15 protein-coding genes and 1 pseudogene are annotated in these 13,456 nt (G+C 69.4%); 11 read left to right on the forward strand and 5 right to left on the reverse strand.

Translation table 11 applies throughout. The features are described from left to right. Window positions 1-342: 342 nt before the first annotated feature. Window positions 343-648: a DUF1330 domain-containing protein gene (locus ACWDXC_RS34445; protein ID WP_449989102.1), complete on the reverse strand. Its 306-nt coding sequence runs from the start codon at window positions 646-648 to the stop codon at window positions 343-345. A gap of 188 nt (window positions 649-836) precedes the next feature. On the opposite strand from ACWDXC_RS34445, the gene ACWDXC_RS34450 reads away from it, so the two are divergent. Further along, a complete protein-coding gene (locus ACWDXC_RS34450) occupies window positions 837-1,739 on the forward strand; it encodes a LysR family transcriptional regulator (RefSeq protein ID WP_449989104.1) in 903 nt (300 codons plus the stop codon). Between the two features lie 67 nt (window positions 1,740-1,806). On the opposite strand, the gene ACWDXC_RS34455 is transcribed toward ACWDXC_RS34450, so the two are convergent. After that, window positions 1,807-2,754 (reverse strand): helix-turn-helix transcriptional regulator, encoded by a 948-nt coding sequence (locus tag ACWDXC_RS34455; protein ID WP_449989107.1) that lies wholly within the window; start codon window positions 2,752-2,754, stop codon window positions 1,807-1,809. Between the two features lie 85 nt (window positions 2,755-2,839). On the opposite strand from ACWDXC_RS34455, the gene ACWDXC_RS34460 reads away from it, so the two are divergent. The 8 genes from ACWDXC_RS34460 to ACWDXC_RS34495 all read left to right on the forward strand — a co-directional run bounded on the left by ACWDXC_RS34460 (window position 2,840) and on the right by ACWDXC_RS34495 (window position 10,534). Further along, window positions 2,840-3,535 carry an alpha/beta fold hydrolase gene (locus ACWDXC_RS34460; RefSeq protein WP_449989110.1) on the forward strand — a complete coding sequence of 232 codons (696 nt, stop codon included), beginning with the start codon at window positions 2,840-2,842 and terminating at the stop codon, window positions 3,533-3,535. After that, entirely contained in the window at window positions 3,532-4,599 is a 1,068-nt protein-coding gene (locus tag ACWDXC_RS34465; protein WP_449989112.1) for an epoxide hydrolase family protein, read from the forward strand. Before ACWDXC_RS34460 ends, ACWDXC_RS34465 begins: the two co-directional genes overlap by 4 nt. A 234-nt stretch (window positions 4,600-4,833) precedes the next feature. Beyond that, window positions 4,834-5,535 carry a response regulator transcription factor gene (locus tag ACWDXC_RS34470; protein ID WP_449989115.1) on the forward strand — a complete coding sequence of 234 codons (702 nt, stop codon included), beginning with the start codon at window positions 4,834-4,836 and terminating at the stop codon, window positions 5,533-5,535. Further along, entirely contained in the window at window positions 5,532-6,998 is a 1,467-nt protein-coding gene (locus tag ACWDXC_RS34475) for a sensor histidine kinase (protein WP_449989117.1), read from the forward strand. Before ACWDXC_RS34470 ends, ACWDXC_RS34475 begins: the two co-directional genes overlap by 4 nt. Window positions 6,999-7,136: 138 nt before the next feature. Next, window positions 7,137-8,054, forward strand: a complete 918-nt coding sequence (locus ACWDXC_RS34480; RefSeq protein WP_449989120.1) for a VTC domain-containing protein — start codon at window positions 7,137-7,139, stop codon at window positions 8,052-8,054. Window positions 8,055-8,060: 6 nt separating this feature from the next. After that, on the forward strand, window positions 8,061-8,738 hold the full coding sequence (locus ACWDXC_RS34485) for a DUF4956 domain-containing protein (RefSeq protein ID WP_219507136.1): 678 nt from the start codon (window positions 8,061-8,063) through the stop codon (window positions 8,736-8,738). Window positions 8,739-8,744: 6 nt separating this feature from the next. Continuing rightward, window positions 8,745-10,313: a CotH kinase family protein gene (locus tag ACWDXC_RS34490; RefSeq protein ID WP_449989123.1), complete on the forward strand. Its 1,569-nt coding sequence runs from the start codon at window positions 8,745-8,747 to the stop codon at window positions 10,311-10,313. A gap of 32 nt (window positions 10,314-10,345) precedes the next feature. Then, window positions 10,346-10,534: a hypothetical protein gene (locus tag ACWDXC_RS34495; protein WP_449989629.1), complete on the forward strand. Its 189-nt coding sequence runs from the start codon at window positions 10,346-10,348 to the stop codon at window positions 10,532-10,534. On the opposite strand, the pseudogene ACWDXC_RS34500 reads toward ACWDXC_RS34495, so the two are convergent. Together ACWDXC_RS34500 and ACWDXC_RS34505 are read right to left on the reverse strand one after the other, a co-directional pair. Continuing rightward, window positions 10,484-10,696 (reverse strand): annotated as a pseudogene (locus tag ACWDXC_RS34500) (SDR family NAD(P)-dependent oxidoreductase); the annotation flags it as partial. The gene ACWDXC_RS34495 and the pseudogene ACWDXC_RS34500 sit on opposite strands and share 51 nt — an antisense overlap. A gap of 26 nt (window positions 10,697-10,722) precedes the next feature. Then, window positions 10,723-11,460, reverse strand: a complete 738-nt coding sequence (locus ACWDXC_RS34505) for an SDR family oxidoreductase (RefSeq protein WP_449989125.1) — start codon at window positions 11,458-11,460, stop codon at window positions 10,723-10,725. 100 nt (window positions 11,461-11,560) lie between these two features. On the opposite strand from ACWDXC_RS34505, the gene ACWDXC_RS34510 reads away from it, so the two are divergent. Then, on the forward strand, window positions 11,561-12,382 hold the full coding sequence (locus ACWDXC_RS34510; RefSeq protein WP_449989128.1) for a helix-turn-helix domain-containing protein: 822 nt from the start codon (window positions 11,561-11,563) through the stop codon (window positions 12,380-12,382). A gap of 47 nt (window positions 12,383-12,429) precedes the next feature. Here the strand turns inward: ACWDXC_RS34510 and ACWDXC_RS34515 are convergent, their stop codons facing one another. After that, complete coding sequence (locus ACWDXC_RS34515) at window positions 12,430-13,110, reverse strand: tetratricopeptide repeat protein (protein WP_449989131.1); 681 nt, start codon at window positions 13,108-13,110, stop codon at window positions 12,430-12,432. Between ACWDXC_RS34515 and ACWDXC_RS34520 the strand changes: the two genes are divergently transcribed. Next, on the forward strand, window positions 13,102-13,383 hold the full coding sequence (locus ACWDXC_RS34520) for a hypothetical protein (RefSeq protein ID WP_449989134.1): 282 nt from the start codon (window positions 13,102-13,104) through the stop codon (window positions 13,381-13,383). The two genes, ACWDXC_RS34515 and ACWDXC_RS34520, sit on opposite strands and share 9 nt — an antisense overlap. Window positions 13,384-13,456: the final 73 nt, after the last annotated feature.

Here is a 13,456-nt window from a genome sequence, read left to right on the forward strand (position 1 = left end):
CACCCGGTACGACAAGCTCGCCGTCCGCTACGCAGCCACCGTCCACATCGCTGCCATCAACGACTGGCTCACGATCCTTTGAAACACGGCCTAGGACATGGAGTAGCCCGCCGCACGGCACCGGGCTGCCGTTGGACGACGACGCGGCGCCTGCGGGAATGGTAGCTCTCGGCCCGTCGATCGCCGGGGGAGGGTTGAGATCCTATGGAGGAAGTCTTCCCGCTACCGGCGGCCGGCCGGGGCCGGTCGAGCGCACGGGCGGGAGCTGCCAGGCCAGGACCTGGCCGATGGGGTTGAGCAGGACACGGCAGGCTGCCCGTGGCCTCATGCAGGCCGTCGAGGTCAGTCGATGCCGTCGATGATGCGGAAGTCGCGCTTGAAGCCGTCGGGGAGGGCCACCAGCGCTTTCTGGTACGCCTCACTCTCGTATGCCGCGACGGCCTGGTCAAAGCTGTCGAACTCGATCAGAACGACGCGTTGCGAAATTCCGGCCTCGTGGGCGACGACTCGACCGCCCTGGGACGGGAGGAGGGATATGGTGCGCCCGCCTCCAGCCTGGACGGCCGGACCGGCCAGCTTGTCGTAGGCAGCCAGCCCCTCAGGGTCGGAAATAGCGGGGTAGACACTGACCCAGTAGCCCTTGGCCATGGAAACCTCCTGTATTGGGCCGGACACGTCCGACTTCGCATTGACCTTCAGATCGACCGATCCCGGCGACGGGTACTGCGGCCGGTTGAACCGTCATATGCGCAGGTTAGGGCTTGGTACGCGGTCGAGGGAAAGACCGGTACGGGATAGACTCAGAACGGATCGTTATCAATCGGCACGGAGGGCACGTGGCGCCGGATACGGTGAGCCTGCGCTATTTCCTGGTGCTGGCGCAGGAGCTGAACTTCACCCGCGCAGCCGCACGGATCGGCATCGCACAGCCCGCACTCAGCGCCCGGATGCGCCGGTTGGAGGCGGAACTCGGTACGGCCCTGCTGGTCCGCAACACGCGTAGCGTCGCATTGACCCCGGCCGGTGCGGCTTTGGCGGAGTCCGCGCCGCCCGCGCTGGCGGCGCTGGACCGCGCATGGGACACCGCCCGGAGCGCGGCGGCCGGTGAGCTGGGCACGCTGCGCATCGGATACAGCCTCAGCGCCGGGGCCGAGACGGTACCGGCCCTGGTGGACAGGCTGACTCGCGGCAACAGCGGGCTCGAGGTCGGCGCGGTACCGATGGCGACACCGGAGATCTCCCTCGCGGTCGCCGATGGCCGGATCGATGCCGGGATCACCCGTGGCGAACAGCCTGGCCGTGGCGTGCGCCGGTTCCTGCTGCGGCGTATGCGCGTCGGGGTCCAGCTGGCGCAGCACCATCCGCTGGCCGAACACCCGGAGATCGAGATCGCCGACGCGGCCGCGTACCCGCTGCGGCTCCCTGATCGTGCGGCCAACCCGGTGATCCACGATCAGCTGTCCGCGCTGTTCCGAGACCTCCGGCCACACCCTCAATTCCACACGCCCGCAGTCGCTTTCGACATGTCTCAGCGCGACCTGCTCGACGGGGTCACCCTCGCCCCGGCCGGAGAAGCCGCGATCACGGCGGCACCGCCCGGTCTCACCTGGCGACCGCTGCGGGGCGCGCCCAGCCTGACGATCCACCTGGTCCTCCCGCGCGAGCAGTCGCCGCTGCACCGCCGCGTCCGTGCCGTCGCCAGAACGCTGGCGCACGAGATGCACTGGCTGCCGGACTGACGCGCACGAGGTCAAGCAAGACGGACGCCGCGCCTGGCGCTGCGCAGGGGGTGCAGGGCGTGGGTGGTTACGGTGCTGGACGGGAGCGGGCGACGGCCTGGGTGAGCGTGGTGACGTGTTCGGCGAGCGCCGTGATCAGCGCGGGCGGATTGCGGACGGTGAAGGGCCAGGGCAGGCCGGTGAGGATGCGTGCCATGGCGGGCAGGTCTTCCGCGCCGCTGACCAGGAGCACGCCGCCGTCGGGGCAGGGGTGCAGGTCGCCGAAGGTGGCGGAAAGTCGGCCGCGGGCGGTGTCCAGGTCGGTGTCGAGCCATACTTCGGTGCGGTGGGTCCAGGCGCCGAGCGTCAGCGCGTGCAGCACGTGGGCGACAGGGTCGAAACCGTCGGGCGGGACGAAGGTGCCGGGCAGCTCGGCGGCGCCGTTGATCCGGTCCAGGCGGTACATGCGGATGGCGGCGCGCAGATGGTCGTGTCCGACCAGGTACCAGCGGCGTGCGTGCACGACGAGCCCGTACGGGTCCACCTCGCGGGCGCCGCGGGTGTGCTCGATCCGGACGGTGTGCCGCGCGTGGACGGCCGCGGCGAGCGTCAGCGCCAGGTGCGGTTCGGGGGTCAGCGGGCCTGCCGTCGCGGAGGTGGCGTCGACGAGCGCCGTGACGCGCCGGCGCAGGGGTGCGGGCAGGACGTGGTTGAGTTTGACCAGCGCCCGGTCGGTCGGGCCGGGCGCTGCCGCCTGTTCGTGCTGCTTGCCGGTGGCCAGGGCGACCGCGACGGCGACGGCTTCGTCGTCGGTGAGCATCAGGGGCGGCAGGCGTACGCCGCGGGCCAGCCGGTAGCCGCCGTAGCGTCCGCGGACGGACTCGACGGGGATGTCCATGTCACGCAGGGCGGCGATGTAGCGGCGGACGGCGCGGGCGTCGACGTCCAGACGCCGGGCCAGCTCGTCGGCGGGCACCAGGCCGCGATCTTGCAGGATCTCCAGCAGCGCCAGGACGCGGGTCGCGGGACGGGACACGGACGCGATCTTAATGAGGGCAGAAAGCGTCCACAATTCTTCCTAGCCTGCGCCCGTAAAAGATCGATCGAAAGGAGTCGGCCCGGTGTCGACCATCGTTCTTGTCGGCGGCTCGTTCCTCGGCGCGTGGGCTTGGGAGCGCGTCACGCCGCTGCTGACCGCGTACGGCCACCAGGTGCATCCCCTGACGCTCACCGGTTTCGGCGACCGCGCGCATCTGGGCTCGCCGGACACGACGCTCAGCACGCATGCCCGCGACATCACGGCCGCGATCGAGTACGCCGGGCTGCGCGAGGTGGTGCTCGTGGCGCACTCCTACGGCGGCGCCCCGGCCACGATCGCCGCCACCACGATTCCCGGACGGATCGCCCGCGTGGTCTACCTCGCCGCGCTGCTGCCCGAACCCGGCAAGAGCCTGTTCGACAGCACGCCCGCGCCCGTCGTCGAAGCGATCATGCAGACCGTCCGGGACGGGCGGATCCCGGTGATGAGCGACGAGGTCATCGACGCCGGCTTCGGCGCGCACGGGCTCACTCCCGAGGATCGGGCGTGGCTGCGGGCGCGTGGCGCCGGCCAGCCCATCGGCACCTACCGAGATCCGGCTCCGGCCGACCTCAGCGCGGCACAACGACTGCCCCGCACCTACATCACCTGCACAGGCGACCCGGGCGGCCCGCCGAACCTGCCGGACCTGGAGATGATCACGCTGGACGCCGGGCACTGGCCGATGATCACCGAACCTGCGGAGCTGGCCCGAGTGCTGCACCAGGTGGCGTCATGATGCGCCCGTACCGCGTGCGGATTCCCCAGGAAAGCCTGGACGACCTGGGCGCCCGGCTGGCCGCCACCCGCTTCACCCGCCCGCTGCCCGGCCATGAGCTCGGCGTGCCCGCCGACCGTGTCCGGCACCTGGTCGAGTACTGGCGCGACGGCTACGACTGGCGGGCCTGGGAGCGGCGGATCAACGCCCATCCCCAGTTCACGACCGGGATCGACGGGCTCGACGTACACTTCCTGCACATCCGATCGGCCCATACGGACGCCCTGCCGCTCATCCTCACCCACGGCTGGCCCATGTCGACGGTGGAGTTCCTGCCGCTGATCGACCGGCTGAGCGACGCCTTCCACCTCGTCATCCCCTCGGTGCCCGGCTTCGGGTTCTCCGGCGTACCGCATGAGCCGGGCTGGAACCATCGCCGCGTCGCCGCAGCATGGGCAGAGCTGATGCGGCGACTCGGTTATGAGCGTTACGGCGCGCACGGCAACGACATCGGCTCCATGATCTCCATCGAGCTCGGACGCCTCGACCCGCACCGCGTCGTCGGGGTGCACGTCACCCAGATCTTCTCCCTGCCCTCCGGCGATCCGGCGGAGCGCGCCCTGCTGGGACCGGACGACCAGGAGAAGCTGGCCACCCTGGAACGCTTCATGGCCCGCCGGAGCGCCTACCTCGCACTCCAGTCCACCCAGCCGCAGACCCTGGCGCACGCGCTCGCCGACTCCCCGGCCGGTCAGCTCGCGTGGAACCTGCAGCTGTTCGGCGACACGGTGAGCGACGACTGCATCCTCACCAACGCCGCCATCCACTGGCTGACCGACACCGCCGGCAGCTCAGCCCTGATCGGCTATCACGGCAACAGACCGCCCGCCGGGCCGTCGGCGATCCCGCTGGGCGTCGCCTGCTTCGCCGACGACTTCTTCCCCTCCATCCGCCCGCTCGCCGAACGCGACCACAGCGCCATCATGCACTGGAACACCTATGACAAAGGCGGGCATCATGCCGCGCAAGAGGAGCCTCAACTCCTCGCCGACGACCTCCGTACGTTCTTCACCGCCCACCGATGACGCACGGTGCCGCTGTCCCCGTACACCCACGTGATCGCGCCGCCCTTGGAGCGGACGCGGCGTGGTCTGGCACCAGAGCAGCCAGGAGGTGATGACGCGGTCGATGGCCGAGGCGTAGGCGCGGTGGGTGCTGGGATTGTGGGGGAGTGGGGGACGCGGCCCGACTTCGCGCCTCGCACGCTCGGGTCGTGGCCTTTCAGGCTGCTCTTACACAGGTGCCGTAGAACGGTATCCATGAACGAGTCCGTGCCCGCGAAAGTCCTGGTCGTTGACGACGAGCCCAACATCCGGGAGCTGTTGTCCGAGGCGCTGAGTCTCAACGGTTTCGACGTGCGAACCGCGTCCAGTGGACGGGCGGCGCTGAAGGCGGTGGCGTCCGAGCGGCCCGACATCATCGTGCTGGATGTGATGCTGCCTGATCTGGACGGCTTCACGGTCGCTCGCAGGTTGCGGGAGGCGCAGGACAGTCCGTTGGTGCTCTTTCTCACCGCCAAGGATGCCGTGTCGGACCGGATTTCCGGCCTGACCGCGGGTGGGGACGACTACGTCACCAAGCCGTTCAGCCTGGAGGAGGTGGTTCTGCGGCTGCGGGCGATCCTGCGCAGGGTCCGGCCCGTGCCGGAAGAGGTCGACGACCAGGTGCTCCGCTATGCGGATCTGGAGCTCGACGAGGAGGCTCATCTGGTGCGGCGGGCGGGGCGGGCCATCCATCTCTCGCCGACGGAGTTCAGCCTCCTGCGCTATCTGATGATCAACGCCGAGCGGGTCGTCAGCAAGGGACAGATTCTGGAACGGGTGTGGGACTTCGACATCGACGGTGACAGCCGGATCGTCGAGTCCTACATCAGTTACCTTCGGCGAAAGATCGACGCGGAAGGCCGGCCGTTGATCCACACGTTGCGTGGGCTGGGATATCGCCTGCAGGATTCCTCATGAGGCTGGTTCGGCGTTCGTGGTCGCTGCGGCATCGGCTGCTGGCCGCCTTGCTGGGCCTGTGCGCTGCCGGCCTGGCCGTCTTCGCCGTGGCGGGGGTGCTGCTCCTGGATCGGGTGCTGCTGGCTCGGGTGGACACCCAGTTGACCGAACTGGTCCTCACCCTCGGCCGGCGCCCTCCGCCCACGGCGCCGCCTCCTCGGCGTCTCGGGGACATGGAGCTGCCGACACAGTTCCGGATGACTTTCTACGACGCGTACGGAAGCGTGGTGCGGCAGATGCCGCCCGGCCTCTCCGACGGGCCCGCCCTGACGGCCCAGGAAGCCGCGGCGCTGCCGGCTCGTCCCGTCACGGTGGCCGGCAGGACCGGCTCGGAGGAGTGGCGTGTGCTCGTGGCGAGCGTGCCGGGCGGCGGGCGGGTGGCCGTGTCGATGTCGCTGGCGGCCAACCGGGAAACCGTGCGGCAGTTGCTGGTCATCGAGCTGGCCGCCGGCGTCCTGGTGCTGTCGCTGCTGGGCGCGGTCGCCTGGTTCGTGGTGCGGCTGGGCCTGCGTCCGCTGAACCGGATCGAGCGTACAGCGGAGGCGATCGCGGAGGGGGACACCGATCGCAGGGTCGACGACACCGATCCGCACACCGAGACCGGCCGGCTGGGCCGGACCCTGAACGTGATGCTGGAGCGCCTGGCCCTCGCGCTGCGCGAGCGGGAGCAGTCCGAGCGGAGGCTGCGTCACTTCGTCGCCGACGCCTCGCACGAGTTGCGTACGCCGCTCACGTCCATCCGCGGCTTCGCCGAGCTGTACCACCACGGGCACCGGACGCGGGACCCGGCGGCCGAGCGGCTCTTCCGCCGGATCGAGGGCGAGGCTGAACGGATGGGCGTACTGGTCGAGGACATGCTTCTGCTGGCCCGCCTGGATCAGGAACCCACGCTGGAGCCCACTGTGGTGGACCTCCGGGTCCTCGCGGGTGATGTGGTGCACGCCGCCCAGGCCCGTGACCGCGAGCGCCCCATCCATCTGCACATCTCCGACGACCCGGTGCTCGTACGCGGCGACGAACACCGCCTGCACCAGGTCATCGCCAACCTGGTGGAAAACGCGATCACCCACACGGCGGCGGGCACCGCGGTGCGCGTCGCGGTCAGGCGCCGGACCGCCGGCGAGGCCGCACCTCACGGGGCCGTGCATGCGGGATCAGGACCTGGCGCGGATACCGACGCGGCCTTGGTCGAGGTGCGCGACGAGGGACAGGGCATCGCCCCCGACGATCTGCCCCATGTGTTCGACCGGTTCTATCGCGCGGACCCGAGCCGCTCGCGCGCGTACGGCGGCACCGGGCTGGGGCTGGCCATCGCCGCCGCGCTGGTGCAGGCGCACGCGGGCAGGATCGAGGCGCGCAGCGCGCCCGGCGCGGGAGCGACGTTCCGCGTCCTGTTGCCTTTGTACCGGCCTCAGGACGGCTGACCCTGCCGTGAATTCGCATATCAGCCAGGCCATGACGGGCAGGGATGGGAACAAATTGTTCATCTCTGATTGGCGGGCGATTCACACACTATTCCCAGCTTCGTGCTGTCAGATGTGCTCTGACACCGAAGGAGGGACATGCTGCGAAGATTCCGCAAGCGAGACGTCTTCCAAGGTCAGACCGGAAAATCCACCGCTTCGAGCGACTTGCCGGAAGGCGATGCCGGCCATCGGCTGCGCGCCCCGAGCAAACTGCACGCGTTCAACCGGTACGAGATCAAATACCTGATCGACGCGGACCGGGTCGACGAACTGCGCGAGGAACTGGGGAACCGGCTCGACCGCGACCGGCACTGCCCGGACGAGGGCTACAACATCTGGAGCGTCTACTACGACACCCGGCAGTTGCGCTTCTACTGGGAGAAGATCGAGGGCCTGAAGTTCCGCAGGAAACTGCGGGTGCGCCACTACGGCGACCGGTTCGCGGCGGCGCCGGACACCCCGGTGTTCGTCGAGATCAAGCAGCGCGTCAACCGGGTCACCCAGAAGCGCCGGGTCCGCCTGCCGTACGCTGACGCGCTGCGGCTGTGCGACGGGCGGCAGATGGTCGACCACGAGCCGTCCCAGCGGGCCTTCCTGGAAGAGGTGCTCGACCTGGTCTCCCGGCTGGAGCTGCGCGCCACCGCGATGACCGGTTACACCCGCCACGCCTACATGGGGCGTGATGCCGACGTGGGGCTGCGCGTCACCTTCGACCGCCGCATCAGAGGCCGGGACCGTGACTTCCACTTCGCCGCCGATGCGGAGAACCGGCTCATCGTCCCCGCCCGCAAAGCGATCATGGAAGTCAAGGCGAACGAGCGGGTCCCGTACTGGCTCACCGACCTGACCGCCAAGCGGAGCCTGCAGGTGGTGCGGGTGTCCAAGTACTGCCAGAGCATCGAGGCCTACGGGCTGGCGCCGCGCTCCGTCTTCCACGTTCCCGGCAACGATCACATGCCCGACCACGATCATCTTCCCGGCCGCGAGCGGTCGATGGCTCACATGGAGGCCTGACCCCTGATGGACTTCTCCTTCCAGGATCTGTCCGGCACGTTCAGCGTGGCCGACATCGCGATCGCGATGTCGCTGTCGTTCGTGCTGAGCGCGATGATCGGCTGGGTGTACCGGGCGACGCACCGCAACGTCTCCTACAGCCAGTCGTACGTGCAGACGCTCGTCATCCTCGGCATGCTCATCTCGCTGATCATGCTGGTCGTCGGCTCGAACATCGCGCGGGCGTTCGCCCTGGTCGGCGCGCTGTCCGTGGTGCGGTTCCGCAACGCGATCAAGGAGACCCGCGACGTCGGGTTCATCTTCCTGGTCATGGGAGTCGGCATGGCCGTCGGCACGCGTTTCTACCTGCTGGCGATCGTCGCGGCGGTGGCGATCTCCCTGATCATCATGCTCATGCAGCGGTTCGACTGGTTCGCGCTCAACGTGCGCCGCCAGGTGGTCAAGGTGCAGGTGCCGGCCGACGAGGACTTCACCGCCACGGTCCAGGACGTGCTGGTGCGGCACACCGACGAGTTCGAACTGGTCAGCATGGAATCGATCCGCGGCGGCGCGCTCACCGAGCTCATGTACACCGTGAGGATCAAGAAGGGCAGTGAGCCCGCCGACCTCATCTCGGCTCTGCGCGAGCGCAACCACGGCCAGTCCGTCACCGTGCTCACCGGGTACGACCAGACCGACCTGTAGGCGGCCATGACCCATCCCACCAACCGGCGACGGCTACGCCACCGAATCCCGATCAAGCTCCGGCACAACTGGAAGCTCGTCGCGCTGTGCACCGCCTTCCTGGCCGCGTGCTGGGGCGTGTTCGGCAGCGGGACGATCCGCCCGTACGTGACCACCGCCCGGACCGCTTCGGCCGACACCGTCACGACGAACCTCACCGGGACCAAGGACCTGTTCGACACCACGGTCGCGCACGAGGTGAAGCTGACCTTCACCGACGCGGCGTACCAGGACATGCTGACCGAGTACTACGCCAGCGGCGAGAAGAAGTACGTCGAGGCGGATCTGACCATCGACGGGACCCGCATCCCCAGCGTGGGCGTCCGGCTCAAAGGCAACTCCACGCTCATGGGTCTGACCTGGAACGGCAAGTCCCGCAGCAGCGGGCGGGGCGGCTTCCCCGGCGGACAGCCGCCCGAGGGCCTCGAACCTCCCGCAGGTTTCCAGCCGCCTGGCGGTGAGCAGCCGCAGGGAAACGGACAGCCGATGACGAACGGGCAGCCGGAAACGAACGGGCGGCCGGGCGACGGGATGTTCGGCGCTCAGCTCAAGGCGGAGGAGCCCGAGAAGCTGCCCTGGCTGATCAGCTTCGACGAGTTCGTCGAGGGCCGCCGCTACCAGGGCCACGCGCAGGTGGCTGTGCGGCCCGCTGCGACAGGCTCGACGACGATGCTGAGCGAGGCGCTCGGCATCTCGGTCGTCGGCGCCGCCGGCGAGCCGACACAGCGCTCCACGTACAGCTCCTTCAACGTGAACGGGCGTTCCTCCACGCCGCGCCTGCTGGTGGAGTACCTCGACGAGGGCTACGCCGAGACCCTGGGCGACGGCGTCCTGTACAAGTCGCTGGCCACCGGCTCCTTCACCTACAAGGGCGAGGACCAGACCGAATACGTCAACGACTTCAAGCAGATCAACAAGATCGGCGGCAAGGACCTTCAGCCTGTCATCGACCTGGTCAAATGGGTGAACGAGGCTTCCGACGCCGAGTTCGCCGCCGGCCTCGCCGACCGGCTGGACGTGGAGTCGTTCGCCCGCTATCTGGCCCTGCAGAACCTGATGGTCAACTTCGACGACATGGCCGGGCCGGGCAAGAACTACTACCTCTGGTACGACTCGGGCAGCAAGAAGTTCACCGTCATCACGTGGGATCTCAACCTCGCCTTCAGCGGCGATACCACGGCGGGCGTCCACGACAGCATCAGCATGGGATTCGGCCGTGGCCGCCCTCGCCAGAACGGCGAGCCCCCGCAGGGCGACCGGCCCAGGGGCGGCATGACCATGGGCCACCCGCTGAAGGAGAAGTTCCTCAAGAACGCCACCTTCAAGAAGGTCTACGAGGAGCAGTACAGAAACCTGTACAACAAACTCCTGGCCGATGGCAGCGCCACCAAGCTGCTCGACAACCTGGTCAGCTCGTACAAACTGAACAATGGAGCCGACACGGCCGCGATCGAAACCGAAGCGAACACACTGCGGACGTTCCTGCAGGCGCGGACCGAGAGCCTGGGCTCGGACAAGGCGATCAGCGGAGCCTGAACGCCGGCGCTTCTCAAGGGCGCGGGGACAGCGTGCGGCCCCGCGCCCTCGGCCTGCTCCCACTGCTTCCGATCCGCGAGCCGCCGCTCATGGATGGCGGTGACGATCCCCGGTGCGGCGGCCCCGAAGAGCACCCGCAGCGGCGGTTCGGCGGCATCCACCACATCAGGAAAGGCGTGCCGGACCGCGTCGGTGACGCCGGCGCGGTCGGTCACGTCTAGCCGGAGCGGCAGCAGGTCCGCCCCGTACTCGGCCGCCAGGTCGTCGAGGGCCGCGAGGTTCCGCACGGTCGCCACCACGCGGTCGCCGCGTCGCAGTGCCGCGGCGGTGAACACGCGCCCGAAGCCGCGGGAGGCGCCGGTGATGAACCAGGTCTTGCTCATCTTGCCGTCCTTTGGCGACAGGTCCGTCAGCGCTGCGCGGACGGACGGAGAACGATCTCGTTGACGTCCACGTCGGAGGGCTGGGCGAGGGCGTACGCGATGGCGTTCGCGACGTCCTCGGGGCGGATCGAGGCGGCTCGGTACGTGCGCATGAACTCAGCGGCGAGCGGGTCGGTGATGTGGTCGGCCAGCTCGGTGTCGACCACGCCGGGGGAAACGGTGGTCACCCGGATGCCCGGCTCGGATTCCAGCCGCAGCCCCTCGGTGAGCGCCCACGCGGCGTACTTGGTCGCGGAGTAGATCGCGGAGGTCTCCACGACCTGGTGGGCGCCGATCGAGGCGACCGTGACGAAATGGCCGCTGCCCTGGCCGCGGAAGATCGGCAGGGCAGCGGCGATGCCGTGGAGAAGGCCGCGAACGTTGACGTTCAGCATCTGGTCCCACTCCTCGGCCAGGAGTGCGTCCAACCGGGACAGGAGCATGACTCCGGCGTTCGCGACCAGCACATCGAGTCTGCCGTACGCGTTCACGACCTCCCCGACCACCTCATGGAAGCCGGGACTGTCGGTGACGTCGAGCGGGCGGGCCTCGGCGGAGTGGCCGGCCGCGGACAGGCCGGCGGCGAGCGCCTTGATCCGGTCGGTGCGGCGGGCGGTGAGGACCACGTGGTGTCCGGCGGTCGCGAGTGTGCGGGCGGTGGCCGCGCCGATGCCGCTGCTCGCGCCGGTCACCAGTACGACCTTCTGCTCCGGTGTCTTTGTCATGCTTCGAGACTCGGGCAGTCTGCTGGTCCGCCACAGGCCGCCGTGTGCATGGGAGTCCCGCACCCACCCTCGGCCGCCCGTTCCCTCCTACGCTGAACGTATGACCGAGCGGCACCTTGGTGACTTCCTGCGCGGCAGGCGGGCACGCGTACGCCCCGAAGAGGCAGGTTTGCCCGCCGGGCCACGGCGGCGGGTGCCGGGGCTGCGGCGTGAGGAGGTCGCACTGCTGGCCGGTGTGAGCGCGGACTACTACGTGCGGCTGGAGCAGGGACGGGAACGGAACCCGTCACCGCAGGTGCTGAACGCGCTGGCGACCGCACTCCGCCTCGACGGCGACGCCCACGCGCATCTCTTCCGGCTCGCCGGGCTGACCCCGCGGCCCGCGCGGTCCACCCCCGAGCGCGCGGATCCCGAGCTGCTGCAACTGCTGGACGGCTGGCCGGACAACCCGGCGCTGGTGCTCGGGCGAGCGTACGACGTCCTCGCCGGGAACCGGCTCGGCTACGCGCTCTTCGAGGAGTTCCGTGGCGGGGCGAACCTGCTGGACAAGCTGTTCCGCGATGCGGACGCGCGCTGGTTCTACAAGGACTGGGAGGCCGCCGCGGTCAACACCGTTGCCGGCTTCCGGCTGCTGTACGGGCAGGACCCGCACCATCCGCGCGTACGCGAGGTGCTCGGTTCGATGCTGGCGCACAGTCGCGAGTTCGCCGAACTGTGGCGGGCGAACGAGGCTCGGGGCAAACGCGCCGAGGTGAAGGCCTTCCGCCACCGCGACGTGGGCGAACTCACCCTGCGCATGCATGCCTTCGACGTACGGGCCGCACCCGGGCAGCAGCTCGTCGTCTACCATGCCGAGCCCGGCTCTGCGAGCGCGGACGCGCTCGCCCTGCTCGGCACCCTCGCCGCGACCGCCGACCAATAGGGGTGACAGCGGGAAGCCGCCGCCGCGGTCCGCGGTCGGCTCCTCCTTCAGAAACCTGGACGTGAGCAATCGGCGCGGTGCCGGCGGGCCTTCTGAACAGGTAAGCCAAGATCGTCACAGGAGGGCCCTGGCGGTGTCAGCGGCGGGGTTGCCGAGCTCTTCGAGCAGGCGGCCGCCTCCTGGGCGTGAGTACGGGTCAGGGCGGCATGGCCGAGTGCGTGACGGGCCCTGGCCAGGCCGAGGTGGCCGTGGGTGGCTTCGTGGGGATCGTCGATCTCCGTCGCCAGAGCGAGTGCGGCGTCGTGATCGATGAGGGCCTGATGGTGGTCGCCCATGGCTCGTGCGGCGGCGCCCAGGGCGTTCAGGGTCTCCGCCTGCAGGTGCGGGCCGAGGTCGCGGCTGATCGCGTAGGCGCGTTCGAAGGCGCGGCGGGCGGCGTCGTGCTCGCTCTGGTCGGTGTGGAGGTTGCCGAGGGCGAGCTGGGCGTTCCAGAGGCTTGCCTGGCTGCCGATCTCGTGGTTGATCCGCTGGGCCTGCGTCAGGTGGTCGCGGGCCAGGTCGGGCTTGCCCAGTTGCCTGTAGGTCTCGCCCATGTCGATCAGGAGGACCCCCGCGCCGACGCGGTTGTCCGCCTTCTCGAACAGTTCCAGTGCCTGTCGATAGTGGTCGTGGGCGCCGTGGACGTCGCCTCGGCGTTCGAGCGAGTGGCCCAGGAAGTGATGCCCCACCGCTTCGCCCTCCGGGTCGCCGGCCGCCCGGCAGGTGCTGATCGCCTCGCCGGCGTGTTCGTCCAGGAGACGCCGGGCGGCGGCAAGGTCATCACGCACAACGGCGGCATGGCGGGCCACGCGGCCCTGATGTACAGCACACCCGACGGAGGCCGGACGTTGACCGCCGCGCTGAACTACGTGGACGACGCCGACATGTCCGTGGGCGCGGCATTCCAGCAGGCGACGCAGCGTCTGGTCGCCGAGGTGTTCGGCAGCGGCCAGGCTCGATAGCCGGCGCCTCGATCACCCCGAAGTCCGGCGAAGGCACGCGCGATCGGCTGAACCGGGACACCGGTGGCATCCA

The organism is Nonomuraea sp. NPDC003214 (genome assembly GCF_053590035.1).